21 protein-coding genes are annotated in these 26719 nt (G+C 44.7%); 13 read left to right on the top strand and 8 right to left on the bottom strand.

Annotated features, from left to right (window positions below; genetic code table 11):
• The first annotated feature begins 48 nt into the window (after positions 1-48).
• The 5 genes from nifB to queF all read left to right on the top strand — a co-directional run bounded on the left by nifB (position 49) and on the right by queF (position 4129).
• Positions 49-948 (top strand): nitrogenase cofactor biosynthesis protein NifB, encoded by a 900-nt coding sequence (nifB, locus tag SGLY_RS14225; RefSeq protein ID WP_013625924.1) that lies wholly within the window; start codon positions 49-51, stop codon positions 946-948.
• Positions 949-990: 42 nt separating this feature from the next.
• Positions 991-1665 (top strand): Fe-only nitrogenase accessory AnfO family protein, encoded by a 675-nt coding sequence (locus SGLY_RS14220; RefSeq protein ID WP_041444838.1) that lies wholly within the window; start codon positions 991-993, stop codon positions 1663-1665.
• Between the two features lie 30 nt (positions 1666-1695).
• Positions 1696-2850: a 2-isopropylmalate synthase gene (locus SGLY_RS14215; protein WP_013625922.1), complete on the top strand. Its 1155-nt coding sequence runs from the start codon at positions 1696-1698 to the stop codon at positions 2848-2850.
• 276 nt (positions 2851-3126) lie between these two features.
• Complete coding sequence (locus SGLY_RS14210; protein WP_013625921.1) at positions 3127-3576, top strand: RrF2 family transcriptional regulator; 450 nt, start codon at positions 3127-3129, stop codon at positions 3574-3576.
• Between the two features lie 82 nt (positions 3577-3658).
• A complete protein-coding gene (queF, locus tag SGLY_RS14205) occupies positions 3659-4129 on the top strand; it encodes a preQ(1) synthase (protein ID WP_013625920.1) in 471 nt (156 codons plus the stop codon).
• A gap of 107 nt (positions 4130-4236) precedes the next feature.
• Here the strand turns inward: queF and typA are convergent, their stop codons facing one another.
• The 8 genes from typA to SGLY_RS14160 all read right to left on the bottom strand — a co-directional run bounded on the left by typA (position 4237) and on the right by SGLY_RS14160 (position 14257).
• Positions 4237-6066, bottom strand: coding sequence for a translational GTPase TypA (gene typA, locus SGLY_RS14200; protein WP_013625919.1), 1830 nt, complete (start codon positions 6064-6066; stop codon positions 4237-4239).
• Positions 6067-6290: 224 nt separating this feature from the next.
• Complete coding sequence (locus SGLY_RS14195) at positions 6291-7043, bottom strand: ABC transporter permease (protein ID WP_013625918.1); 753 nt, start codon at positions 7041-7043, stop codon at positions 6291-6293.
• Positions 7044-7069: 26 nt separating this feature from the next.
• Positions 7070-8155: an ABC transporter permease gene (locus SGLY_RS14190; protein ID WP_013625917.1), complete on the bottom strand. Its 1086-nt coding sequence runs from the start codon at positions 8153-8155 to the stop codon at positions 7070-7072.
• Positions 8156-8265: 110 nt separating this feature from the next.
• Positions 8266-9372, bottom strand: coding sequence for an ABC transporter substrate-binding protein (locus SGLY_RS14185; RefSeq protein ID WP_013625916.1), 1107 nt, complete (start codon positions 9370-9372; stop codon positions 8266-8268).
• A gap of 29 nt (positions 9373-9401) precedes the next feature.
• Positions 9402-10502, bottom strand: coding sequence for an ABC transporter substrate-binding protein (locus tag SGLY_RS14180; RefSeq protein WP_013625915.1), 1101 nt, complete (start codon positions 10500-10502; stop codon positions 9402-9404).
• Between the two features lie 59 nt (positions 10503-10561).
• Positions 10562-11338 carry an ABC transporter permease gene (locus SGLY_RS14175; RefSeq protein WP_013625914.1) on the bottom strand — a complete coding sequence of 259 codons (777 nt, stop codon included), beginning with the start codon at positions 11336-11338 and terminating at the stop codon, positions 10562-10564.
• 70 nt (positions 11339-11408) lie between these two features.
• Positions 11409-12179, bottom strand: a complete 771-nt coding sequence (locus SGLY_RS14170; RefSeq protein ID WP_013625913.1) for an ABC transporter permease — start codon at positions 12177-12179, stop codon at positions 11409-11411.
• 674 nt (positions 12180-12853) lie between these two features.
• Positions 12854-14257, bottom strand: coding sequence for a M23 family metallopeptidase (locus SGLY_RS14160; RefSeq protein WP_013625910.1), 1404 nt, complete (start codon positions 14255-14257; stop codon positions 12854-12856).
• A 238-nt stretch (positions 14258-14495) separates the two neighbouring features.
• Between SGLY_RS14160 and SGLY_RS14155 the strand changes: the two genes are divergently transcribed.
• The 8 genes from SGLY_RS14155 (at position 14496) to SGLY_RS18175 (ending at position 26637) form a co-directional block, all read left to right on the top strand.
• Positions 14496-14747 (top strand): hypothetical protein, encoded by a 252-nt coding sequence (locus SGLY_RS14155; RefSeq protein ID WP_013625909.1) that lies wholly within the window; start codon positions 14496-14498, stop codon positions 14745-14747.
• Positions 14748-14897: 150 nt separating this feature from the next.
• Entirely contained in the window at positions 14898-15536 is a 639-nt protein-coding gene (locus SGLY_RS14150) for a DedA family protein (protein WP_013625908.1), read from the top strand.
• A 179-nt stretch (positions 15537-15715) separates the two neighbouring features.
• On the top strand, positions 15716-16771 hold the full coding sequence (locus SGLY_RS14145) for an HD-GYP domain-containing protein (RefSeq protein WP_013625907.1): 1056 nt from the start codon (positions 15716-15718) through the stop codon (positions 16769-16771).
• 24 nt (positions 16772-16795) lie between these two features.
• Complete coding sequence (gene htpG, locus SGLY_RS14140) at positions 16796-18670, top strand: molecular chaperone HtpG (protein ID WP_013625906.1); 1875 nt, start codon at positions 16796-16798, stop codon at positions 18668-18670.
• A gap of 76 nt (positions 18671-18746) precedes the next feature.
• Positions 18747-19049 carry an MTH1187 family thiamine-binding protein gene (locus tag SGLY_RS14135; protein WP_013625905.1) on the top strand — a complete coding sequence of 101 codons (303 nt, stop codon included), beginning with the start codon at positions 18747-18749 and terminating at the stop codon, positions 19047-19049.
• A 130-nt stretch (positions 19050-19179) separates the two neighbouring features.
• Positions 19180-21093, top strand: a complete 1914-nt coding sequence (gene cooS / locus SGLY_RS14130; RefSeq protein ID WP_013625904.1) for an anaerobic carbon-monoxide dehydrogenase catalytic subunit — start codon at positions 19180-19182, stop codon at positions 21091-21093.
• A 191-nt stretch (positions 21094-21284) separates the two neighbouring features.
• On the top strand, positions 21285-24770 hold the full coding sequence (metH, locus tag SGLY_RS14125) for a methionine synthase (protein WP_013625903.1): 3486 nt from the start codon (positions 21285-21287) through the stop codon (positions 24768-24770).
• Positions 24771-24909: 139 nt separating this feature from the next.
• The gene (locus SGLY_RS18175; RefSeq protein ID WP_013625902.1) at positions 24910-26637 is read left to right on the top strand and encodes a methyl-accepting chemotaxis protein; all 1728 of its coding nucleotides are present in this window, start codon (positions 24910-24912) and stop codon (positions 26635-26637) included.
• Positions 26638-26719: the final 82 nt, after the last annotated feature.

Below are 26719 nucleotides of genomic sequence, written 5' to 3'. Positions count from 1 at the left end.
ACAGCCCGGCAAAGAATAATTCAATAAATAAAAAGGTAGGTGGAAAAAATGACAACAAAACAGCTGAACCTGTCCATGGAGGAAAAAACAGCGAAACATCCCTGCTATTCCTATGAGGCTCATCATAAATATGCCAGATTGCACCTGCCTGTGGCGCCAAAATGTAATATCAGCTGTAATTACTGCAACAGAAAATTTGACTGCGTCAATGAAAGCAGACCGGGTGTGACCAGTGAAATCTTAACACCGGAAAAAGCACTGGAAAGGTTTTGTCTGGTCAGGGAAAGATTAGGAAATCTGTCCGTTGTAGGGATTGCCGGCCCGGGTGATGCTCTGGCCAACTGGAGCGAGACTCAAAAGACCTTAAAGCTGATCAGAGAAGAAGATGAGAACATTACTTTTTGTTTATCGACAAATGGACTTGTATTGCCTGATCATGTTGATGAAATGAGAGAGTTTGGAATTGATCATGTAACAGTTACAGTCAATTGTATTGATCCTCGAATTGGGGCCCTGATTTATAAGAATGTCAGTTATCAGGGGAAAACCTACAGTGGTAGTGCAGGGGCAAAAATACTCATTGACAACCAGCTTCAGGGAATTAAGCTTTTAACCGAAAAGGGTGTATTGGTTAAAATAAACACTGTGATGATGGAAGGCATCAATGATGACCACATTCCGGAAATCATTCATGAGATGAAGGAGCTTGGCGCTTTTACAAGCAATATCATGCCTTTGATTCCGGTACAAGGCAGTGTGTTTGAGGATCATCCGCCTACAAGTATGCAGAGAATTACGGAAACCAGAAAAAAATGTGGTGAGAATATGAGGCAGATGACCCATTGCAAGCAATGCAGGGCCGATGCCATCGGAATGCTCGGGAAAGATTGTTCGGAAGAATTTATTGAAGGAAGAAAGAAATGCAGCTGTAAGAGAGAAGCCGGATAAAGAAGGAGGCTTCAAAAAATGACTGGAGGGGAGGTTTGCTCGATGCCCGCTGAAATTGCAGTATTTGTCGATAGAGAAGGGAACACGACCAAATTAACAGACCGTGGGAAAATCGTTGTTTTTGTCAGAAAGAGAGGAAAATGGCACATTGCCCGGGAGAAAGAATTCACCCTGAAACAAATCCACGGAATGATAGATTTCCGCCTGAAAATGGAGGAATTATTGGATTTTCTGGGTGATTGCAAGGTGTTTGTAGGGTTTGCAATAAGCGGTATCCCCTATTTTATTTTGGATAAGGCCAAATGTAGTATCTGGGAATGGGAAGGGAAACCTTTTGAGTTTCTTGATTATATTCTGCAAAAAGAGGAAGAGTCTTACCTGCAAAAACAGGCGACGCCTAAGGCAGATATCTCAAAAAACAAGGATAATATGAAATCAAAGGATATTCAAAAGCCTTGTTTTGTGGAAATAACTCCGGGAAACTACAGTATTTTTCTTAAAGAAATTCAGGAGAGCAGTACCCAGGTGACAACAAAACAGGTGCTTTTGCCTTTTATCCGCAGGGGAAAGTTTAATTCAATAGAAATGGTCTGCAACCATCTGCCTAAATGGCTGGAAGGTGAGGCAACCCTAAATAGTCTGATGCTTAAAGTTTCTGAGCTGGAAGCAAACAAAGTAAAAGTAATGATTTCGAAAGAACAGGCCCATGGATCGTAAAGCCGGGAACCTTTATCGGGGGGGATTAATTTGCGCAAGCTGGATATATTTGATACAACGTTAAGGGACGGAGAACAATCTCTGGAAAAAACGCTCAATGCCTGTCAGAAATTAGAGCTGGCCAAGCGTATTGCCAAACTGGGGGTTAATGTGATCGAAGCCGGATTCCCCGCTTCTTCTCCCGGAGATTTCGCCGCCGTGCAAAAAATCAGCGAAGAGGTCAAAGGGGTTTCAATCTGCGGGTTGTCCAGGTGTGTACAGGAAGATATCGATTGCTGCGTCAGGGCCTTGTCCGGGGCCGAGAATCCCCGCATTAATCTCGGCCTGGCTGTCTCCCCCATCCATATGGAAAAAAAGTTAAAACTGACGTCCGCGCAGGCTATGGACAAAGCTGTTCAGTCCGTAAAATATGCCAGGAAATCCATTGGAGAGGTGCAATTTTATGCCGAAGACGCTTTGCGCAGTGAATTTGACTTTCTGGTTAAGATCCTGGAACAGGTAATTAATGCGGGTGCGACAACAGTTACGATTTCAGATACAGTCGGGATTGCAACGCCCTGGCAATTGGGGGAGTTGGTGGCCAGGCTCAAAAACACAGTCATTAATATAGATCGGGCTAAACTGAGTATTCATTGTCATAATGATCTGGGAATGGCGACGGCCAATTCCTTGGCCGGCATCCTGGCCGGAGCTGATCAGATTGAAGGGACAATAACCGGTATCGGTGAAAGGGCAGGGAATGCTTCCCTGGAAGAAGTCATTATGGCCCTCTATGTCCAAAAAGAATTGTATTCCATTGATGTCAGTATTAATATGAAGGAAATATTTAAGACAAGCAAACTTATTTCGATGATAACAGGTGTTCCCATCTCAAGGTATAAGCCTGTTGTGGGTTCAAACGCCTTTTGGCACGCAGCGGGAATTCATCAGGACGGAATGATTAAAGAGGCGCAGACTTATCAATTATTTGATCCCGGCATCATTGGAGCTCCGGAGAGCAAAATTGTCTTGAATGCCAGATCAGGAAGAAGTGCGGTCAGATATAAGCTGCAAAAATTAGGCCATAGCTATGACCGTAAAGAAATTGAAAATATTTATCATCTGTTTCTGCGTTATGCGGATGAGAAGAGTATCGTTACCGATGAAGAATTTAATGAACTGCTCAACGATAAAAGAGAAAGATAGGGCCTGTTTTCCTCAGGTTTAAAGGACGATAAAAAAGAGAAAATTTATGCCGCTCAAGTGAAAGAGCGGCATAAATTTGTATTAATGTCTAGTAAATACATATAAATTAGGATATATTATTATTATGGGCTATGTTATAATGTGTATCGATATGGGCAGCATCAATCCAAAACAATATAAAAATTTACTGGCCGGATAGTTTAAAATAGATGAAATGCGGTTAGATAAAGATTAAAAACAGGTTTAAAATAAAGTCAGAAAGAAGTGAAACCGATTATGAAAATTTCTACAAAAGGAAGATATGGTCTCAGAGCTATTCTTGATGTGGCCTTAAATGAGAAGGAAGGTCCGGTGACCATCAATAGTATTGCCAAAAGGCAGGAAATATCCGAACGATATTTGGAACAATTATTAATCGTCATGAAGCAGAGAGGTCTGATTAAAAGCATACGGGGTTTTCAGGGGGGGTATCTGCTCAATAAGGAGCCCCGGGAGATTTCGGTAGGGGATGTCATCAGGGCATTGGAAGGCCCCATAGCGCCGGTAGACTGTGTTAACGATGATGATACCGAACAATGCAGCCGTTCGAATTACTGTGTGACAAAAATAGTTTGGGAGGATCTCAAACAATCAATCACAAAAGTTCTGGACTCCTATTCTCTCAGGGATTTGATGGAGGAAGAAGAGAAGGTACGGAGTATTCATGTTGACAATTACTGTATATAAAGCATTCATTCCTTTATGCTTGCGCTGTCAATGCGACGTTAAAAAGGATGAAAGGCAATATTAAAAGTTAGGCGGATGAAAAATGAGGGACAAAAATACGGAAGGATTGACCAGATTAGGGTCTGATCATCAGTACGTTTTTGCATACAGCTCCGAAATCCTGGAAGCATTTGAAAATAAGCATCCTGATACAGATTATTTTGTCCGTTTTAATTGTCCGGAGTTTACCAGTCTCTGCCCAATTACCGGACAACCGGATTTTGCTGTCATCTATATTCATTATGTACCGGAGCAAAAGCTGGTTGAGAGCAAGTCATTGAAGATGTATCTTTTCAGTTTCCGCGATCACGGGGATTTTCATGAGGATGTTGTAAATGTGATCAGAAAAGATCTGACGGCACTGCTTGATCCCAAATATCTTGAAGTCATAGGCGAATTTGCGCCCAGAGGGGGCATTTCCATTTATCCTTTTGCCAATTACGGCAAACCTGAGACAAAATGGGTAGAATTTGCTGAAAAAAGATTTTTTGAATACAGCCTGTACCGGAAATAATTCGCCGGCCAACAAATCGCGCTGAGCTGAGGCGTCCCATCTAAAAATGGTCTCAATCATTATGCCACCTGCTTAATTTTTAGCAGGTGGCATTTGAATCTCAGGCATTAAGATAGTCCTAAAGCCCGTTTCTTTTCAAATTTTGTTCGGGAATTTTTGTCCAGATATTTTTTTCTCAAACGAATGCTTAAAGGAGTAATCTCAACATACTCATCATCATTAATGTATTCCAGGGCCTCTTCCAAAGTCATGATCCTGGGGGGTTCCAAGCGCAGGGAATCGTCGGCTCCGCTTGAACGCATGTTTGTCAACTGTTTTTTGCGGCTGACATTAACATCAATGTCCTGCTCACGGTTACCTTCGCCTACGATCATGCCTTCATAGACTTTAGTGCCCGGTTCGATGAACATCAGTCCGCGGTCCTGCAGCTGATACAGGGCATATGCCGTTGCTTCTCCGGGATCTGAAGCGACCAGGACGCCGCGTTTGCGTCCCTGAATATCCCCTTTATATGGTTGGTAGGAATGAAAGACATGGGACATTATACCTTCACCACGGGTCTCTGTCAGGAACTCACCGCGAAAACCAATCAGACCTCGGGCCGGCACCAAAAATTCCAATCTGGTGATCCCCCCGGTTAACGTAATCATATTTTGCATATCCGCTCTTCGGGAACCTAAGAGCTCAATGATTTTTCCCATTGCGGTATCAGGGACATCGCAGGTCAGATGCTCATAAGGCTCGCACTTCACACCATCTATTTCTTTAACAATGACTTCCGGCTTGGATACCTGAAGCTCAAAGCCTTCACGTCGCATATTTTCAATCAGGATAGAAAGATGGAGCTCGCCCCGGCCCGAAACCTGGAAAGAATCAGTATTTACGGTCTCTTCCACTCTCAGGCTGACATTTGTTTCGATTTCTTTAAAGAGCCGCTCCCTTAACTTGCGCGATGTAACATGGGTTCCTTCCGTCCCGGCAAAAGGGCTTGTATTGATCATAAAAGTCATGTTTAAAGTAGGTTCATCAATCTCAATTGTCGGCAGGGCTTCCGGTTCCAAAGCGGAGGTGATGGTTTCTCCGATGTTGATGTTGGGAATCCCGCTGATGGCCACAATTTCCCCGGCGGCGGCTTCGGAGACATCAGCCCGTTTCAAGCCGTTAAAGGTAAATAATTTTGCGATCTTGACTTTTTCCAGGGATGAGTCGCGTTTGATGACAGCAACCTGAGAATTGGCATTCAGCTTTCCCCGGAATATCCGGCCTAAGGCGATCTTGCCAAGGTAATCATCATAATCCAAGGTAGTGACAAGCATCTGCAGGGAACCGTCGATATCGGATTCCGGAGCGGGAATGTTTTTTATGATGATATCAAATAAAGGCCCGAGGTCATTGCCGATGGAATCAGGCTCATAACCGGCACGGCCTTCTCTGGCTGAGGCATAGACAACCGGAAATTCCAGCTGCTCATCTGAAGCACCCAGCTGAAGAAACAGATCCAATACTTCATCGACGACTTCATAAGGACGGGCTTCCGGCCGGTCAATTTTATTAATCACCACAATCGGCTTAAGATTGATTTCCAGGGCCTTACGCAGCACAAATTTCGTTTGGGGCATAGGGCCTTCAAAAGCATCGACAACCAATAATACCCCGTCAACCATTTTAAGAACACGTTCAACTTCGCCGCCAAAGTCGGCATGGCCCGGGGTATCAACAATATTAATCTTAATATCCTGCCAGTGTACGGCTGTGTTTTTGGATAATATGGTAATGCCGCGTTCCTTTTCCAGGTCATTGGAATCCATAATTCTTTCTTCGATTTGTTCATTTGCCCTGAAAACACCGCTCTGTTTCAGCATGACATCAACCAGACTTGTTTTGCCGTGATCGACGTGGGCGATGATCGCGACATTCCGTAAGTTTTCCGCTCGCATATATTCCTCTCCAATTCTCAATAGGCAATGAAAACAGCCGTTTGGCACGGCTGTTCAGAAACATACCTAGAATATTATAAACTGTTTGTCAACAGGATTCAAATTAATTCTTGGGTTTTCCGGGTGAACAAAAAAGGCTTCTACATAATATGTGCAATAAATTAGAGTAATCGGCGGTAAGATAAAAGAGTACAGAGCGAAAAAATGGCGGTTCTGATATCCGGTTACAGCCGGTAAGATAAGCGTTTGCCGATGGAGGATATGATTCCGTCTATGCTTACGGCCAGGGCGGCAATAACGGTTACAGCAGAAAACATTTCTACAATTTGATAATTGCGTTGTGCCCGGTAGATCATCCAGCCAAGTCCGGAGCTTGCCCCCATCATTTCAGCGGCGATCAGGAATAGAAGAGCGTAGCCCAGAGAAAGGCGTATTCCTGTCAAAATGGCAGGGAAAGCGTAAGGAAGCAGCACCTTTATAGTCAGTTGAAAACGGCTTAAGCCCAGGGAGCGCGCAGACTTTACAATATCCTGGTCGGCATGAAGGATGCCGGATAAGGTGCTGAACATAATGGGCCAGATGCAGGCCCAGGCGATAATGGTTACCTTGGTCGCTTCCCCTGCCCCCATGAATACAATAATAATGTGGAAGACAACAAACGGGTTAATATAGGCCAGCCATTCCGTTACAGGTTCAACGGCCAGGCGTACCTGCTCCGACCAGCCTGCCAATAGCACACCTAGGGGTATGGAGACAAGTACGGCAATGATAAACCCTGTGACAGCACGCCCCAGACTGATTCCCAAATGTGTAAATAACTGTCCTTCCGCAATCTGGCCTCCAATGAATATCACTACCTGGGAAAAAGCGGGGATAAATTGCGCGTCAACCCAGCCCAGCCGGCAGCTGAGCTCCCAAACAGCCAGAAAGGCTAGTACGGAACCATATCGTTTAGCTAAAGAGATGCCTACACTCATTGATTTCCCTCCTTGTCCGGTACGGATCAATCTGTTTTAGGGGAGTGACCGGAATGATTTTGATGGACAGAATGTTTCTCATGATCACTTCCGGAATCGCTGCCGGATTTTCTTTCTGCGTCTTCCTGCTGCATATGCTCGCTGTGGTCGGTTATTGCCGGAATATCTTCTTCCCCGGCAAAACTGTTGTTCAAGTGACGCAGCCGGCTAATCTCTACGCTTCCTATCAGAAAAATCCCGAGCATTGCTGCCGCCACGGCTACAGGAAAACCGCGGCTCGGAACGCGTACTTTCCCTTTATCCGGCGCTTTTCCATTCCATATAGAAGCGGAGGGTTTCCAGAAAAGCAGTCCCTTCTCTATTTGACGGAGGGATACGCCCAGGCCCACGCCGACCAGGGAGATGCACAAACCCACGGCGAATATAGGCGCGGTTGCATAAGGATATACATAGTAACTGCCTGCCCAATGCAGAAGCCAGCCAAGCCCTGCCAATCCTCCCAGCATTTCGCCCGCCACCAGGATGGCCAGCAGCAGGACGGCGGAAGAACGTATTCCAAGCAGGATCGCCGGGACGGTTCCCGGGAGCAGCACATTTAGAAATAAACGCCCCCTGGACATCCCCATGCTTCTGGCGGCTTTGATCAAATCAGGCTCAACCGTCTGGATGCCCGTAATCGTATGGTGGATCAAAGGCCAAAAGGCAACCCAAGTAACGACAACCAATTTGGCTTTCTCTCCCACCCCCAAAAACAGGAAGAAGACAGTCATCAGGGAAAAGGGGTTAATTTGTCCCAAAATCCGAAAAAGGGGATTCAGGGCAACCGCTGCCCCGGGCAGCCAATAGCCAAGGACCGCTCCCAGCGGAACGGCCAGCAAAACAGCCAGGACAATCCCCACCATCAGCCGCCATAAAGTAGCGAGGACATGACCTAACAAGTGCTGAGTCAGAATCAGATGCGCCACCTCTTGCAATACCACAGACAAGGGAGGCAAAAAGGTATGGTTTACAATTCCTATGCGCGGGAGCAGCTCCCAAAGCACCGCCACAAGAAAAATGCCAGACAAACGCAACATCATTCGAAAAATGACCGGATATTCTTTTAATTTCACGGGTTTATCCCGCCTCCTCTCATCCTGGCCCGCAAGCACGGCAGTATAGAGACAGTGTCTGGAGAACGATGACGTTCGTTCCCCGGACGTACTGTCGGATTGGTTCTGATCTAGTTGTCAAACTCCTTTGTAATCAGATCATTTACAGTCAGCTGCCCTTTTTTCAGAAAACCGTTTCTTTCAAGATCGTCAATCCAGGGTTGAATCAGTTCATCCGGAAAGCCTTTGCCGGAATAGTAATAGTGGACGGCATTGACCGGCTGCCCGATATAATCCGCAGTCAATCGAATTGCTTCCTCTGCATTTTCCGGTTTTACGCTCCAGGCCTGCGCTTTCTTGATCGCTCTGACGAAGCGGGCCACTCCCTCTGGGTTTTCTTTAATGAAATCTTCTCTAAAGTAATAAGCCAGACTTCCCGCTGCAGCCCCCAGACCAGTGTCGGCTGTGTCGAAGATTTGCGGCAGTTTGGAATCCGCAGCCAGCTTGTAGAAGGGAGGATGCACGCCGACAATATCGATATTGCCCTGCTGGGCAGCTTGCAGAGCCGCCGTATCTGTGTCAAAGACCACATATTGAATCTGATCCCGGTTAAAGCCTAAATGATCAAAAGCATTATCCGCGATAAAGGTCGTACAATTAGGCTCCGTACCGTTAATCTTAATCGGCTGGCCGTTTTTCAGTTTGATCAATTCCGCCAGCGTAGTGACACCCAGTTTGGGATTGGCATAAAAACGCATATGACGGTATTTGGGATCCACATCTGAATTGGGATCAGGATCAACGTCGCCTAAAGTGACCCCCTTGATCTTTGCTCCACCGGCGATATAGGTAGCGAGTGCGTTGATATGCGCCCCTCCAATATCGTTTGTTCCATTTAACACGGCGGGCAAGCGTTGAGGTATAGTCAGTTCGCCTGTATATTCAATATTTAACCCTTCCTCTGCAAAGAACCCTTTCTTCTCAGCAATGACCCAGGGTGTGGAACCACAATTTTTCTTGGTATCCGTCTTTAGCGTAATCACTTCCTTGCCGGAAGTGGCCGGATCATAACCTTCACTTTTTAAATCCTTTAAACCTGCCGCGCCTTGGATCTCAGTTCCAGTTGTGATCCCCTTCTTCGTTTGCCCCAAATAGCTTCCAACCCCGATCCCTGCCACAAGAATTACTGCTACGACCCCAATAATAATAAATTTCTTTTTTTGAATTCCGCTGGCCATCTCTTTTTACCTCCTCACTTTGTCCTGATCTAGTTGTCAAACTCTCTTGTAATCAAATCATCTACAGTCAGCTGATCTTTTTTCAGAAAACCGTTTCTGACAAGATCGTCAATCCAGGGCTGAAGCAGTTCGTCTCTGAAGCCTTTGCCGGTATAGTAATAGTGAACGGCGTTGACTGGCTGCCCGATATAATCTCCGGTCAATTTAATGGCTTCTTCTTCATGTTCCGGGTTGGCGATATACTGGTGAGCTTTCTTGATCGCTCTGACGAAGCGGGCTATGGCCTCCGGGTTTTCCGCAATAAATTGTTCGGTAAAGTAATAAACCGTAGTGCCCGCGGCTTCCCCCAGGCCGGTGTCGGCCGTGTCAAAGATCTGCGGTAGCTTAGAATCGGCAGCCAGTTTGTAGAAGGGAGGATGCACGCCGACAATATCGATATTGCCCTGCTGAGCAGCCTGCAGAGCCGCCGTATCCGTGTCAAAGACCACATATTGAATCTGATCCCGGTTAAAGCCTGAATGATCAAAAGCATTGTCCGCGATAAAGGTCGTACAATTAGGCTCCGTACCGTTGATCTTAATCGGCTGGCCGTTTTTCAGTTTGATCAATTCCGCCAGCGTAGTGACACCCAGTTTGGGATTGGCATAAAAACGCATATGCCGGTATTTGGGATCCACATCAGGGGTCGGATCAACGCCCCCTATAGTAACCCCTTTGATCTTGGCTCCGCCGGCGATATAGGTAGCCACAGCATTGATATGCGCTGTTGTAACATTATTGGTGCCGTTTAACACGGCCGGTAATTGTTGGGGTATGGTCAATTCCCCTGTATATTCAAGATTCAAGCCTTCCTCGGCAAAAAAACCTTTTTTCTCGGCAATGACCCAGGGTGTGGACGAGCAGTTTTTCTTGGTATCGGTCTTAATCGTAAGAACTTCCTTGCCGGAAGCGGCCGGATCATAACCTTCACTTTTTAAATCCTTTAAACCTGCCGCGCCCTGAATTTCAGTTCCGGTTGTGATTCCCTTCTTCGTTTGCCCAAAATAGCTTCCAACTCCGATTCCTGCCACAAGAATTGCTGCTACGACCCCAATAATAATAAATTTCTTTTTTTGATTTTCACCGGTCATATTTTTTACCCCTTCTTTTTTGTTTAACCCGGCAGCTCCAGGCCTGCTGCTCATGAGGCCTAGTTGAGTTCCGAAGCCTGTTTCCAGACCAGGAAATGTTTTTTCAGCCGGGCGAAAATAACATTGACCCCAATTCCCAGTACGGTAATATAGAGAACGATACCGTACATTAAGGGAAGATCGTATTTGGTAGCGGAACTGGTATAGTACCAGCCAAGCCCTGTGCTGGCCCCAATAACCTCCGAAGCGATAATCATGAAGAAAGCAACTTGGGCCGCAAACTCAATTCCGATAAAGATATTGGGCAATGTGTACGGAAAGATTACCTTCCTTAACAATTCCCAGCGGGTTGCCCCCATAGAACGAACCATCCTTAACAAATTTTGGTCAATATTGCGCGCTCCGGCCATCGTATTGAAAAGAACGGGCCACAATGTCGACCAAAATATGACGACCACTTTTTCAGCGGTACCGATTCCAAAAAAGATCATAAAAATAGGAATAATCGCAAAGGGATTTAATTTTTCACATGCTCGCATAAAAGGCAGCAGGACTTTCTCGGTTGATTTGAAAAAAGTTCCCAGCAAAAAACCGAGCGGGACACCAAGCAGCAAAGAAAGAAGAAATCCCAGGATAACCCGTTCCAAACTAATTAATGTCTGTGTCCACAACAATCCGGAAGCCGCCGATTCGAACACGGCTGCTATAGCGTCGGAGGCAGGGGAAATAACTCCTTCGGGGATTATTCCCGCTCCGATCTCCCAAAAAATTAAGAACAAAAGAATCGGTATAATGCCCAGGATCAGCTTTTTCAGGTTAGGTGTCAAAGGTTTCATTTAACGGATAACCTCCCCCTGTGTAATTTTAGACTTGCCCTGATTTTCAGGCGGCAGTGCCTTCTCTTCCTCACGGAGCTTCCCGCCAATAGAGAACGGTTTTCTCCAAATATTCAAGTGCATAATTCAGGAGGAGACCGACACCGGCAACCAATATCGCACCCAAGTAGATGCGTTCCACGAATCCCATGTTTTGGGCATTATGAATGACCCAGCCTAATCCGGAATCAGCCCCCATGCTCTCAGCGCCGATCAGCATAAAGAAACTCATTGTCAGACCCGTCCGAACGCCTGTAATGATGGTAGGAGAGGCGCCGGGCAGCACGACTTTGTAAAATATCTGTAGCTTACTGGCATTCATGGACTTGGCGGCTCGCACAAGCAGAGGATCCACATTTTCTATACCCACAATTGTCGTAAACAGGATAGGCCAGAAGGACGACCAGAAAATGACTGTATAAATGCCGCCTTCGCCAATTCCAGAAATGATGACAAAAATCGGGAACAGGATAAACGGCGGGATGCTGGACAGAAAAACTGTCAGAGGCCTGAGAAATCTGGACAGCCAGGGCAATGCCCCCGCTAAAATAAAGCCAAGAGGCAGAGACAGAAAGGTACCTAGTAAAAAGCCTACAAATACTCTCTTTAAGCTAATCGCAACATAAATCAGGACATTGAATAAGCCCAAATCTATCCCTGTCTGTATAATCCGGGAAAACGGAGGTAGAAAGACATCGCTGGTCCAGCCTAACCGCGGTACGATCTCCCACAAAATTAAAACCAGAAAAAATAAATAGAAACTTAAAAGCTTGTTATGAACTCCCGTTATGATTTCTTTCATGAATTACTCCCTTCAATCTTAAATCTTGGAAACCCAATGCCTTCCGTAGCTCCTTGCTGTGATACCGTTGATTGTGATAAATTTTTTTCTCAGACCGTTTGAATACCTCCCCTCTGTGATCTACGATGTCTTTTGATCGTTTCAGAAAAGACACCGTCATTGTCGTTAAGCGGCTCTCTTTCTCCAGCATCACCTCTTAAATGGTTTCCCTAAAAAAAACAAGACCATATATTCTTTAAGAAATAATATGATCTCCAGATCTCTGGTCAATTCGTATTTTTTTAGGTTCCAATGGTGATAAGCACAGCCAGTAAAGCATAAAAGGAGGCCAACAACCCTCATCAGGTTGCGTGGCCTCCAGACATCTGGTCAACAAACAATAACGTTCTCTCTTCTTACTCCCCTATTATCATAGGTTTTATATGGATTCAATATACAGTATGTTATACCTTTTGTCAACCTGATTTTAAGAAAAAAATTACTGGTCCGGCGGATAACGACCGGCCTTCATCAGGTAAAAAAATGAAGCCATAGTTCAAGCACTACAGCATCATGTATACGGAGCATTTACTCTGGCGGACTGACCAATATCTGTCATGGAAGATAAATATTAAGACAACAGGTGGATTATTATTCCTGTTGTCTCAATGACCGGCAATAGAATTTTCCGCTGCCTAAATATATTTCAATGGGTTTACGGTCCCACCGTTGATAATCACTTCAAAATGAAGGTGGGGACCTGTCGCATTTCCTGTTCGTCCAACATAGCCGATCACTTGACCTTTTTTAACACTTTGACCGGCTGATACAGCCAGTTTGCTGGAATGGGCGTATCTTGTCTCGACACCGTCACCATGATCGATCAAAATCATATAACCGTATCCGCCGGACCAACCTGCTGAAATGACTTTTCCGGAAGCAGCGGCAGCATATGGCTGGCCGGTATCACCACCGATATCCACTCCGTTATGAAAACCACCCCAGCGATAACCATAGTAAGAATTGATTGGTCCCTGAAGAGGGCTTGATAACCCGGAGGCACTTCCAGATCCACGGGAGGCCTCATAAGCAATGGTCGCGATGGCAACTCTCGAAGGACCCATAGCAACAATTTGCTTGACCGGCTGAGCGGTGATCTCTTCTTTAATCACCTTTTTTTCCGTTATTTTATCGTTTGTCTGGGCATAAGAATATGTAACAGTCTTAGAACCGTCCTTGCCTTCCTGTTTAATAACGGTTGCACCTGCATTCAGGGTTCTGTCTATTGTTGACTGGACATCAAAGGGGACAACCTGAGCAACCGTTTTTTCGCCTTCGAACTTTATTGAGATGTATGGAAGCGTTTTGGCTAGCTTAATCACTTGACCGGGTTGAAGTGTAGAATCCTCAGTGAGACTGGAATTTGCCGACAATACTTCCTTGGTCAGCATATCATTGTTACGGGCAATCAACCATAAACTGTCATTTTCTTTAATGGTATAATTTGTAACGATCTCATTCCCCTGAGTCAAGAGAGACAAAACTTCGTCCGCACTTTTTATTTCCTCGGGCTGAGCGGTAATGCTGATCTTATCAATCCTATCGACAAAAGCGGCGGATTTAACAAGATTCTCTTCGGATGGCTGGGTTTTCGTATTGAGATATTTTGCTAAGACCTGGTCAACCTCCCCGGGACTGGCCATGATTGCTAAAATTTTATCATTTACGGTCAGAGCACAAGCATTCCCATCCGCAAAAGCAGTATTAACGTTTAAATTACCGGTATTTGCAGGGCCTTTTATGAATACCGCACCGACAAGAGTGCAGGTAATAATCAGTCCGGCGCAAAACATGGTTTGTGGTGATTTGAAACTAATCCGTCTGATTCCGGAGATGAAATTCCTTTTCATCTGATGGGATTGTCGAATTAAAAATTCTTTTTGAAAATGGTTGTGAAATTGTTCTCTAAAGGTAGCCAAAGACTCTTGTGATATATTAAAAATCGTTTTGCCGGATTTCTTAAGCTGTCTTCCCAATAACTCCTTGATACGAATAAAGTTCCCCTCCTCTGTATGCAAAAGCAAAATCAACTGCACCATATATTATACCACTTATTTCTTGAAATGGTAGGGGAAAATCTGTTTTATGATCTGATGTTTGATCAAATCATAAAAAAATAAAAGAAAACGGGATAAAACGGGCGAATTTTAAAGCTGATGAAATCACCCCAAAAATTGAAGAATTTAATGGGTGCAAATAAAAAATTTTCAGGTTTTATGCCAAATAGAACAAAACAAACATAAGATGAATGGAAATATATGTAAAGGAGGGAAGCTTATGTATGATATAACTTATGATACAATTGCTCCTTATAGAGGACAGTATGCCAATCTTCGTCTCTGGGACGGACACGAGATGCATGGCCAGATTGTAGAAGTCAGACACGAGGGAGTTCTATTTCATTCTTCCAATCCCGGCTTTCTATTCTTGCCGTTTGCAGCAATAACAGCTTTTGCCCTGACCGCTCCTTTGGCTTTTGGTTTAGGCTATGCTTTCGGATCGAGACCTTACAGGCCATATTATTATTAAATATCTTATCAATACAAAAAAACTTTAGAAAAGAGCTTATCAGGCTCTTTTTTTTATTTTATTTTTATTAAAAATATACTTTAGCTGTATAATAACATATAATCAGAGATGGAGCATGTTCATATCAATTAAAAAGGTGTCTAGCATATAATGGGGATTGAACAACTGGCGTTAAGCTTGATATATCAATATAAATATTTTGCTCTGGTTTTGCTCTTGTCTTTAGGATTGGCCGGAATTCCTCTTCCCGACGAAGTTCTTATGATTTCCAGCGGTTTTATGTCTACATTGGGGATACTGGGCTTTTTCAAAGCAATAGTCGCCTCTTCCATTGGAAGTTTCATCGGAATGAATGTAAGTTATTTTATTGGAACACAGTTGGACAAGATGTTATCTCACCGCCTGAATAGCCCTAAGATTAAGAATGGGCTAAAAACAGCGGAATACTGGTTTAACAAGTATGGGGAGAGGCTGATCGTTATTGGGTATTTTTTTCCGGGATTGAGGCACTTTACCGCTTATTTCTCAGGGATGAGCAGGTATTGCTATAAACGTTATCTGTTATTGGTCGCTTTAGGGGCTGTCCTATGGTCCACGTTTTTTATTACCCTGGGAAAACTGCTGGGAGAGCACTGGCGTAAATTTGCAATAATTTTGCATAAAAACCTTCTCTATATTGGGATAATTATTGTCATTGCAATGATAGGTTTTTATTTTATCAAATTGAGAAAAAAACAAATGACAAATGAACCAACGGAGATGAATAAGATGCCGGGGACCAATGATTAAAAGAATAAAGGCAATGATTATTGGGGTCTTTCCTGAGACGGGACAAATTCAAAAAAGAAAAAATAAACAATTACTCCCTGGAATATAGCAATATTGTTCCCGAGACAGATTAACCACAAATGTTGTGGTTAAAACTTTATCTTTAATATTTTTTTGATTTTCGAAATAAGGTGAAGATGATGGCAGGGGTAAAGTATATATTGCTGACAAGGCATGCATTGGGGGAAAAAATAGCCCATGATATCTATAATGATCAAGGTGCGAAAATCATTCCTCAACATACCGTCATTAATAAATGTATCCTTAAAAGGTTAGCTGAGTTTGACATTCAAAGAATTCCTATTTATGATCATGCGGAAAAAGAGGATGGCAAAACAGTCCGGGATGAACATTCTCTTGCTTTGATTAAACAAAGCTATGTTCATAATGTTAGGGAAATCAAGCTCCTGCTCAATGATATTGCCAAAGGTAAGACGACAGATAAGAGTAAGATCGATGAAGTCAGCATGATGATCTACTCTAAAATAAACCGTTTCGGTTCTATTCTGAGCAGCCTGAATCAGCTTCGTGATGTCGATGAATACACCTATACACATAGTCTCAATGTCGCCATTTATTCACTTCTTCTGGCAAAATGGCTGAAGCTTGGCGATTCTCAGGCTAAGGATATTGTGGAGGCCGGCATTTTGCATGATCTAGGGAAATGTAAGATTTCCCCTGATCTGCTGAATAAAAGAGGCAGGCTTCTCAATGAAGAGTTTGAGCTGGTCAAGAAACATACGACAATAGGATTCGACCTTTCCAAAGCGATTCCCGGGATCAAAGATGAAGTCAGGCGGGCTATCCTGCTGCATCATGAAAGAGCGAACGGGAACGGGTATCCTTTCGGAGTCAGTGGGCAGAAGATCAACATCTATTCAAAAATCATAGCAGTTGCCGATGTTTATGATGCCTTGACCTCAGAAAGGGCCTATAAGAAAAAGAAGACTCCGTTTGAAACCTTTAAAGAGTTTGAGAAAATCGGGTTTGAACAATTTGATCCAAAGGTGATGTTGACGTTTATGACCAATATCTATAATTATTATCTTGGGGTGAAGGTCAGGCTAAATACCGGACAGATCGCCGAGGTAATCTACATCAACCCGTATAATCCTTCAAGACCGACAATTAAGCTTGATGATCAAATTCTTGATCTTGCCGGATATGAACATTATGATATAGAGGAAATGATTTAATATTTGTAGGGAGGTTTATAGATCATGAACAGGCAGACGGAGACAAGAGAGTTTCAGACAGAAATCAGACAATTATTGGATATTGTCATTAACTCACTCTATACCGATAAGGAAATTTTTTTACGTGAATTGATCTCCAATGCGGCTGATGCCAGTGGAAAATTGAGATATTTACAGCTTACAGGCGAGCAGATTGCCGGCCCTGATTTAAATTTGGAAATCGGGATTGAAGTGAATGATCAGGCCCACACCTTAACCATTACGGATAATGGGGTGGGTATGACCAAAGATGAACTGATCGAAAATTTAGGAACGATTGCCCATTCAGGCTCCAAACAATTTATCCAGCATTTGCTCCAGAACAAGCAGCCTGATAAAAATTCAGAAGAAGGATCTGACCTCAACCTGATCGGACAGTTCGGCGTAGGATTCTATGCCGCATTTATGGTGGCTGATAAGGTTGTTCTGAAGACGAGGTCATATCAGCCCGATGAGCCAAGCTGGAGCTGGTCGTCCGACGGCAGCGGAACATATACACTGGAAGAAACAGAGGAAAAACAGAGAGGGACAAGCATAACCCTGGAATTGAAAGAGAGCGCTTTTGAATTCGGAAAGGCTGAAAAGATCAAAAAAATCATTAAACAGTATTCCAGCTTCGTGCCTTATCCTATCCTGGTTGACGGGGAAAAAGTCAATACGGTTGAAGCGCTCTGGATGAAGAATAAAAAAGAAATCAACCCTGAAGAATATGCGGAATTTTATAAATTCCTCGCCAATGCCTATGATGAACCGGCATATACTCTGCATTTTTCTTCGGATGCCCCATTAGCTCTCCATGCCCTGCTCTTTGTACCGGGAGAAAATTTCGAACGGTATGGGATCAGCAGAATGGAGAGAGGATTAAACCTGTTTTGTAAGAAGGTCCTTATTCAAGAGAAGTCGGAGAATATTGCCCCTGAATGGATGCGCTTTGTACGCGGAGTGATTGACAGTGAAGAATTGCCTCTCAATATTTCCAGGGAAACATTGCAGGACAGCGCACTTATCGCCAAATTAAATAAAGTGGTAACCGGTCGTTTCCTGAGATTCCTGGAGGAACAGGCTCAGGAAGATCCGGAAACATATAAGGAATTTTGGGGAAAATTCGGGATGTTTATCAAAGAAGGAGCGGCGACAGATTTTACCCATCAGGACGGACTGGTTAAGCTGCTGCGTTTCGAATCAAACTTGCAGGAGCCTGGGGAACTGATTTCACTTGCTGACTATGTGGGCAAAATGAAAGATGATCAAAAGGGCATTTATTATGTCAGCGGACCGAACAGGCAAACAGTAGAAGGAAGCCCTTATCTGGAAGCATTTAAAGGTAAGGAAATCGAAGTTTTATATTGCTATGAACCAATCGATGATTATATTTTTGACCGGTTGAACGAGTTTGAAGGCAAGCCGGTTATCGCAGCGGAACAAGATCATTCTGACCTGCCTTCGGTTGATGAAGGCTCAGAGACGGCCGGTCCGGACAGATTATCCGAAGAAGAAGCCGCTGCTTTGAGCGAATGGCTGAAAGAGGCATTGGGGAACAAGGTTACAGAAGTCAGAGTATCCAAAAGGCTGTCCGACAGTCCGGCAATTCTGCTCAGTTCTTATAGTACGCACAGTATGCAGAGAATGATGCAGATGATGAATAAGGAATTCGCTGCACCTGCTCCGGGAATCCTCGAAGTGAATACGAAGCATTCTATTATTAAAGGTCTCAATGAATTGCGTAAAAAGAACGATAGCTTCGCAGCGGTCGCCGCTGACCAGATTTTGGAGACTGCCCAGATTGCCGCAGGATTGATTGTTGATCCCAGAGGTATGGTGAACAGGCTCTACAGCATTTTGGAAAGAGCAGTCCAATAGTTGAGTAAATCCTTTGTTTGGAGTAATATTAGAATAGAATGATCAGAGGATATTTCTAAAAGAAGGGTGATGCTTTATGGCAATTGTTGCAATCAATATGGTTCCGCTTGGCATGGGACCAAGCGTCAGTAAATATGTTGCTGCCGCAGAAAAAGTGATCGTGAACCGGCCTGGGATTAAGAGAGAGCTTGGACCAATGTTTACAACCCTGGAAGGGGACCTGGATGAAATTATCCAGGCCATCAGAGAAATGCAGGAAGCCGTATTTGAAACAGGTGTTGACCGGGTCATCACAACGATTAAAATTGACGACCGCCGGGATAAAAAGGCCACGATGCAGGAAAAATTGGCTTCTGTCAATGCCAAACTGGCAGAATAATAAATTGAATAGGATTAAAGAATAAACAGATTGATCAATCAGAGATCAAATCATAAAACAAAATAGAATAAGCCCCTCCTGTTAAGCGCAAACTTTAATCATAAGTTTTGCTAATAGGAGGGATTTTTTAATGACTGAGACGATCCTGGAAAAAACAGAAGGGCTGGTCAGTTATCATGCATCCGTACGGGAAATGTTAGAGCGCCTCAGAGAGGATAACATGTCAAATGTCTTTGACAGATGGGCAGCTCAGGAAAAGATCCGCTGTAAGTTTTGTTTGGAAGGATTGAGCTGCCAGCTTTGTTCTCAGGGACCTTGCCGGATTTCCGAAAGAACCGGTCAGGATAGAGGGGTCTGCGGTATTGGTCCTGATGCGATGGCGATGCGTAATTTCCTGATCCATAACATTATGGGAGCCGCTACATATAGCCATCATGCTTATGAAGCTTTCAGAACCCTTAAGGCAACCGGAAACGGCCAAACCCCATTTGGGATAGCTGATGAAAATAAGCTGCGCTGGATGTGTGAGCAATTAGGGATCAATATCCATCAGGAGTTGAACGCAATGGCGGTCCAACTGGCAGATTTTTTAGAAGCGGAAATGGGTAAAGATCCCGAAGAACCCAGTGTAATGGTAGAAGTCTTTGCGCCCCAAAAGAGAAAAGCGGTCTGGAGAGACCTCGGGATTTATCCCTCCGGGGTGGTTCATGAAGAACAGAACGCGATCGCCAGCTGCTTGACCAATGTTGACGGCGACTATGTTTCCCTGGCGAAAAAAGCAATGAGACTTGGTCTGGCTACAATTTATACCGCCCAAATTGGCCTGGAAATGGTTCAGGATATTCTGTTTGGAACCCCAAAACCGCATGAAGTTCAGGTTGACTTGGGGATAATGGACCCCGATTATGTCAATATCGTCTTTAACGGCCATCAGCCTTGGGCCGGAGTCGCCACTTTATTAAAAGCCAAACTGCCGGAGATTCAGAACAGGGCTAAAGAGGCCGGGGCTAAAGGACTTCGTATCGTTGGATCAATTGAGACAGGACAGGAGCTTTTACAAAGATATGAGGTTGATGATGTATTCTGTGGGTTAACCGGAAACTGGCTGGCCATAGAACCGTTATTGGCGACAGGAACTGTTGATGTTCTGGCGATGGAAGAAAATTGTTCCCCGCCGGCGATTGATCATTATGCTGAAAAGTATCAGATTACCTTAGTCAGTGTGAGCAATATTATTGGTATTCCCGGACTGAAGCACAATTTGATCTATGAGCCGGGACAAGTCAATGCTACGGCAGACCGGCTGATAGAATTGGGCATCGAAAATTTCAAAAAAAGAACTGGGGTAATCAAACCTAAGGTTCCAAAGAATATTCAAAAGGCAGTGGCCGGTTTTTCGACGGAAGCGGTATTACAAGCCCTTGGTAACAATCTTGATCCACTGGTGAAGGTTATCATGGAGGGAAAGATCAAAGGCGTAGTTGCCCTGGTGAATTGTTCGACTCTGCGTAACGGCCCTCATGATTGGAATACAATCAATCTTACCAAAGAGCTTATTCGCCGGGATATTCTGGTTGTTAGTGCGGGCTGTGGAAACCACGGCTTGGAAGTGGCCGGGCTATGCAGTAAAGAGGCGGTACAAATGGCTGGGGAAGGGTTGCGGCAAGTCTGCAATCTTTTGGGTGTCCCCCCTGTTTTGAGCTTTGGAACATGTACGGATACCGGAAGAATATCCATGCTGGTCACGGCTTTGGCAAATCACCTGGAAGTAGATATTCCCCAGCTTCCGATTGCCGTAACAGCACCGGAGTGGATGGAGCAGAAAGCGACAATTGACGGGATATTTGCGGTTGCTTATGGGACGTATACACATCTTTCGCCGGTACCGTTTATGACGGGCGCCCCAAAACTGGTGAAACTCCTGACAGAAGAAGTTGAAAAATTGACCGGGGGTAAAGTCGGACTTGGTGATGACCCTCAAGAGGCGGCCGACGGAATCGAGGCTCATATTGTAGAGAAAAGAAAAGCCTTAGGTCTAAGCTAATTCAGCCGCTTTTGTCTTAGCCCGCAATAACACCGGCTCAGTTTGGCGGAACATAATGAGAATAGAAGTTTGTCATATATTTGGCTGGACAAGTCCCTTTTCCTTTTGCGGAAAAAAAGTTTGTGATAAAATATGAAGCAATACTTTGGATGAAAGAAAAAATACCAAGTTCAGAGGGGCAAAAAAGATCGATGGACTTATTCAAGACACAGCTGGAGAAAAAGATACTGATTCTCGACGGCGCTATGGGAACCATGCTTCAGCGTCACCAGTTAAAACCGGATGATTTTGGTCAGCCGGAATATGATGGCTGTAACGAAATCCTGAATTTATCTCAACCGGACCTGATCAAGGCAATACATGAGGCTTATTTGGATGCCGGTGCGGATATCATAGAAACCAATTCCTTCGGGGCGACAAATGTTGTCCTGGAGGAATATGGGTTGGCGGACCGGGATATTGAGCTGAATGAAATTTCCGCCCGTCTGGCCCGGGAAGCCGCGGATGCAAGGTCCACAAAAGCATGGCCCAGATTCGTTGCCGGATCTATGGGACCGACCATCAGAATGCTGACATTATCCGCGGGGATTACCTTTGAAGAATTGGAAGAAGCCTATTATCGTCAGGCCTTAGGATTAATAAAAGGTGGAGCGGATCTTTTGCTGGTCGAGACCTGTCAGGATACTTTGAATGTGAAGGCAGCCGGAATTGGAATCGGAAGGGCTTTCCACGGATTGGGCAAAGAAATCCCTATCATGATTTCCTGTACAATAGAACCTTCGGGAACGATGCTTGCCGGGCAGAACATTCAGGCTTTCTATCTTTCGGTTAAGCACCTGAACCCTGCGGTAATCGGGCTAAACTGCGGGACAGGGGCCGATGGAATGAGGGAACATGTACGGACTTTGGCCGGAATTGCTTCTTGCGCGGTCAGTTGTCACGCTAATGCGGGGCTGCCGGATGAAGAAGGGAATTATTTGGAACAGCCGCGGGCCTTTGCCGCTAAACAGGCTGAATTCGCGCGAAACGGCTGGTTGAATATTGCCGGCGGCTGCTGCGGAACGACACCGGAGCATATTAAAGCCTTGGCGGAAGAACTCAGGGACTGTCGGCCAAGAGCCGGCAAACAAAAAGCAGAGAGCGCGGTTTCCGGGATAGAACCGCTGTGGCTGGAAAAAACGGGAAGGCCGATTCTGGTCGGGGAGCGTTCCAATGTCATTGGCTCCCGTCTTTTCCGGGATTTAATCGTGGGGGAACATTATGAAGAAGGTTCTGAGGTCGCCAGAGGCCAGGTGAAAAAAGGCGCCCATGTTGTTGATATCTGTGTGGCTAATCCTGACCGGGACGAATACCATGATATGGTGAACTTTCTCTCCTATGTCGTCAAAAAAGTTAAAGTTCCTCTAATGCTGGATTCCACAGATGCCCAGGTAGTGGAAGCCGGGCTGAAAATGATCCAGGGCAAGGCCATCATCAATTCAATTAATTTGGAAAACGGCTTGGAGAGATTTGAACAAATTGTTCCTTTAATTCACAAATACGGTGCGGCAATCGTTGTCGGACTGATTGACGAACAAGGGATGGCCCTGTCCAGAGAGGACAAGCTCAGAGTAGCGGAGCGTTCCTGCCAATTGCTTACCGAACGGTATGCACTACAGCCAGGTGATATCATTTTTGATCCGCTTACCTTTCCGGTCGGCACCGGTGATCCCAAATATCTGGGTTCTGCCAAAGAGACGATTGAGGGCCTGCGCTTGATCAAAGAAAAAATTCCCGCTTGTAAAACCATTCTCGGGGTAAGCAATGTATCTTTTGGTCTGCCGACCGTGGGCAGAGAAGTGCTTAATGCTGTTTTTGTCCATCACAATACTTTGGCCGGACTGGATTATGCTATTGTGAATGCGGAAAAGCACAAATCCTATGCGGATATTCCTGAGGAAGAGCGTAAATTAGCTGAGGACCTTCTCTTTCAGACCAATGACCGGACCTTAAAGAACTTTACAGATTTCTACCGGGATAAAAAAGCTGTGCCGGTTCATGTCCAGGAGCAGCTTTCCTGGGATCAAAGGCTGGCCAGAAATATTGTTGACGGATCTAAAGAAGGGCTGGAGGCCGATCTGAGCGAAGGCCTGAAAACGCATACCCCTTTAGAATTGATCAATGGGCCTTTACTGAAAGGAATGGATGAGGTCGGACGCCTGTTTAACCGGAATATGCTGATTGTGGCTGAAGTCCTCCAAAGTGCCGAAGTGATGAAAGCGGCTGTGGGTATTCTGGAGAAACATATGGATAAAACAGAAGAGGCGATTAAAGGAAAGCTGATCCTGGCGACAGTTAAAGGAGATGTTCACGATATCGGAAAGAACCTTGTGGAAATCATTCTTTCCAATAACGGCTATCAGGTGATTAATCTGGGAGTAAAAGTGTCGCCTGAAGAGATCATCAAGGCTTGCAGGGAGCACAAGCCGGATGCGGTCGGACTTTCCGGTCTTTTAGTGAAATCTGTGCAACAGATGCTGGTTACAGCTCAGGAGATGCGCGCCGAAAACATAAAAGTTCCTCTGATCCTGGGCGGCGCTGCTCTTTCCCGAAAGTTTACCGAGGAAAAAATAGCCCCGGCTTATGACGCACCGGCCTTTTATTGCCAAGATGCCATGGAAGGTCTGAAAGTTCTGCAGGAATACCTGTATGCCCATAAAGACACGGTGATCAAAGCCAATCAGGACAAGGGGATAGACCGGAGGGATGAAGAAGCCCGGAAACGAAAAACTTTTGCCCAGGAATCACGGGATACCCACCCGCTCAATGAAACCGGACTGCTGAGAAGCCAAACGGATCAGATTGCACGTCCTCTTCCCGGACCGATTTATGTGCCCAGTGACCTGCAAAGGCATGTCCTGCTTGATTTTCCCTTGCAGGAAATCATTCGGGATATCGATGTAAAATCTTTAATGAAATTTTATCTGGGTATAGGCAAGAAGAAGCCTGATACCTTGCAGGAAATGGGGAGCGGCTTCGTCAGGGATACCCGGGAAGAAGAACTTGCCCATACCATTCAGCAATTGTTTAATGAAATTGTTGATCAAAAAATGATTAAGGCCAGGGGGGTATATCGTTTTCTGCCGGCCCGTTCCGCCGGAAATCTGGTCAGAATACTCAACCCGGAAAATCATGAGGAAATCCAGGCGGAATTTTTATTCCCCAGACAAACTGCGGAGCCTTTTTTAAGCCCTGCTGATTATATTCAAAACCCCATAAACGGAAAGACCGATTATCTCGGCCTTTTTACAGTGACCACCGGTGTCGGCCTCAGAGAAAAAGCTCAGGCGTTAAAGGACGGGGGCCAATATCTCAAATCATACCTTCTCCAGGTCATCTCTCTCAAAATGGCTGAAGCCATGGCGGAAAAAGTCCATGAAATCATGCGGAAAGAATGGGGGCTTCCGGAGCGGGAGGTTTCCGGAAATAAAGAAAAAAACCGCAGAAGATACCAGGGAATACGGCTGTCCCCGGGCTATCCCCTTTGTCCGGATTTGGAAGCTCAGAGGCAGATATTCAAGTTGCTTCAACCGGAGGACATTGGAATCACCCTAACCGAAAGTCTGATGATGGACCCGGAAGCATCAGTTTCCGCTCTGGTTTTTGCTCATCCTGAAGCCAGAATATTTTCTTTATAGGACAAATGCCCTATTTTACTGCTGAGAAAGTGAATATCCGGTGATCTTTGCAAAGTTTAAAGAGATTGAAAAACATTGCTAAGATAGATATAATACTTCTGTTGCGATATATGAAATATTGAGAAGGTGGAAATTTTACATGCTGTTTGCCAATCTAAAAATCAAAACAAAACTATTGGCTTTAATGATCATCTTTTTATCCGGAATTCTAGTGATCAGTCTGTTCTTTTCTAATTTATTCAATAAAACAAAGGTTGACGGCCAAATCTATAATGACATCATGTTAGATAAAGACTTGGTGGCGGATATTTTGCCGCCGCCCGAATATATTATCGAGTCTTACTTAACTGTACTTCAAATCACAGTTGAAAAGGATAACAATAAAATTGAGCAATTCATCAAACACGGTGAACAATTGGAAAATGAGTATCAGGTCAGACATGAATATTGGGTGAACACATTGCCTGAGGGACAGATCAGAGAGCTGATGGTAGTAGAGGCCCACCGATATGCAACTGAGTTCTACGACATCAGAGACAAAAAACTGCTGCCTGCGCTATTGAGCGGACAAAGGGACAAGGCGGAACAATATCTGATTGAAATGAAGGATGCCTATGATAAGCAGCGGGGCGTAATAGATCAGATTGTTGACCTGACAAACAGGAAAACAGAAGCTTCACAGGCAGAATTGAAATCGGTCATCCGTTCCGGCATTTTCCAAATGATCAGCCTGATTTTAACGATTCTGATCATCAGTATCCTGTTTTTTTACCTCATCAGTATTTCTATCTCAAAGCCAATAAGATATACATTGTTAACAATGGCCAAAATTTCTCAGGGTGATTTAAGTACGGCAGTGGAAGAAAAATATAAAACCAGTAATGAATTCGGTCAAATTGCTGTAGGCTTAGAACAAATGCGGAATTCATTCCGTTCGATGATTCTGGACATTCAAAATGCGTCCAATAAACTGGCTTTTTCCAGCAAAAATCTAAGTGATAAGACCCAGTCCGCTTCTGAAAACATCCAGGAAATTTCGGCATCGACTGAAGAGATGTCGGCAGGAATGGAAACGATGTCCGCTTCTGTTCAAGAAATAGCGGCCTCCAGTGAGCAAATCAAAGCGAAGCTTTCGGGACTTTCATCACAGGCCAAAGAAGCCAATTTAAAATCCGGTGAGATTGAGCAAAGGGCGGTTGCTCTGAGTGAGAAAGCCGAAGATGCCCGTCAGGTATCATCAACCGTCTATTCCGAGATTAAAGAAAAGGTCGCGGTCGCGGTTGAAAAGGCTGAAGTGATTAAAAATATCTCTCTCCTGACAGACTCTGTTTCATTAATTGCCAATCAAACGAATCTGCTTGCTCTGAATGCGGCAATTGAAGCGGCAAGGGCCGGCGAGCACGGCAGAGGATTTTCAGTCGTGGCCGATGAGGTCCGAAAACTTGCCGAAGAATCTTCCGCTACAGTGACCGATATCCGGGAACTGACCGGAAAAGTGGAAGAATCGATCAAAGAGCTTGTAGAAAATACGGATACTCTGATGGATTTTATCAGAAAAGCCGTAGAAGGAGATTATACTTCATTTGTGGAAGTCGGCCGGCAGTATAAGCTTGATGCGGAGGATTTCTATACGGTGTCCGACCAGGTCAGTGAAACCAGCATGAGAATTCTTCAGGGGGTCAGTGAAGTCAACCAGTCAATGGACTCGATTGCCGCAACAATTACGGAGAGTTCAAGCGGATCACAGGAAATATCCAACGCAACCGGTGAAATCACCGCCCTGTTTGAGGATTTAAAAGAAGCCTCAGAACAGATGAAAGCATTGGCGGGGGATCTTGATGATTCCATGAAGAGATTTATGCTATAAATATCCGGAATTTCTGTGATCTGTAATGAAATGCATCAAGCCGTTCAGGAAAGAAGTGGGAAAACCACTTTTTTCTTTTGTA

Origin of the sequence: Syntrophobotulus glycolicus DSM 8271 (genome assembly GCF_000190635.1) — a bacterium.
Classification (GTDB): domain Bacteria; phylum Bacillota; class Desulfitobacteriia; order Desulfitobacteriales; family Syntrophobotulaceae; genus Syntrophobotulus; species Syntrophobotulus glycolicus.
The sequence above is the reverse complement of the archived record's forward strand: the minus strand, read 5'-3'. Positions and strand labels throughout refer to the sequence as shown.

Coding starts and splice junctions, on each gene's coding strand:
- queF (WP_013625920.1), top strand. CDS start 3,659: ATGAGGGACAAAAATACGGAAGGATTGACCAGATTAGGGTCTGATCAT.
- SGLY_RS14180 (WP_013625915.1), bottom strand. CDS start 10,502: ATGACCGGTGAAAATCAAAAAAAGAAATTTATTATTATTGGGGTCGTA.
- SGLY_RS14170 (WP_013625913.1), bottom strand. CDS start 12,179: ATGAAAGAAATCATAACGGGAGTTCATAACAAGCTTTTAAGTTTCTAT.
- SGLY_RS14160 (WP_013625910.1), bottom strand. CDS start 14,257: ATGGTGCAGTTGATTTTGCTTTTGCATACAGAGGAGGGGAACTTTATT.
- metH (WP_013625903.1), top strand. CDS start 21,285: ATGGACTTATTCAAGACACAGCTGGAGAAAAAGATACTGATTCTCGAC.
- SGLY_RS14135 (WP_013625905.1), top strand. CDS start 18,747: ATGGCAATTGTTGCAATCAATATGGTTCCGCTTGGCATGGGACCAAGC.
- cooS (WP_013625904.1), top strand. CDS start 19,180: ATGACTGAGACGATCCTGGAAAAAACAGAAGGGCTGGTCAGTTATCAT.
- SGLY_RS18175 (WP_013625902.1), top strand. CDS start 24,910: ATGCTGTTTGCCAATCTAAAAATCAAAACAAAACTATTGGCTTTAATG.
- SGLY_RS14150 (WP_013625908.1), top strand. CDS start 14,898: ATGGGGATTGAACAACTGGCGTTAAGCTTGATATATCAATATAAATAT.
- SGLY_RS14175 (WP_013625914.1), bottom strand. CDS start 11,338: ATGAAACCTTTGACACCTAACCTGAAAAAGCTGATCCTGGGCATTATA.
- SGLY_RS14195 (WP_013625918.1), bottom strand. CDS start 7,043: ATGAGTGTAGGCATCTCTTTAGCTAAACGATATGGTTCCGTACTAGCC.
- htpG (WP_013625906.1), top strand. CDS start 16,796: ATGAACAGGCAGACGGAGACAAGAGAGTTTCAGACAGAAATCAGACAA.
- SGLY_RS14210 (WP_013625921.1), top strand. CDS start 3,127: ATGAAAATTTCTACAAAAGGAAGATATGGTCTCAGAGCTATTCTTGAT.
- SGLY_RS14220 (WP_041444838.1), top strand. CDS start 991: ATGCCCGCTGAAATTGCAGTATTTGTCGATAGAGAAGGGAACACGACC.
- nifB (WP_013625924.1), top strand. CDS start 49: ATGACAACAAAACAGCTGAACCTGTCCATGGAGGAAAAAACAGCGAAA.
- typA (WP_013625919.1), bottom strand. CDS start 6,066: ATGCGAGCGGAAAACTTACGGAATGTCGCGATCATCGCCCACGTCGAT.
- SGLY_RS14145 (WP_013625907.1), top strand. CDS start 15,716: ATGGCAGGGGTAAAGTATATATTGCTGACAAGGCATGCATTGGGGGAA.
- SGLY_RS14155 (WP_013625909.1), top strand. CDS start 14,496: ATGTATGATATAACTTATGATACAATTGCTCCTTATAGAGGACAGTAT.
- SGLY_RS14185 (WP_013625916.1), bottom strand. CDS start 9,372: ATGGCCAGCGGAATTCAAAAAAAGAAATTTATTATTATTGGGGTCGTA.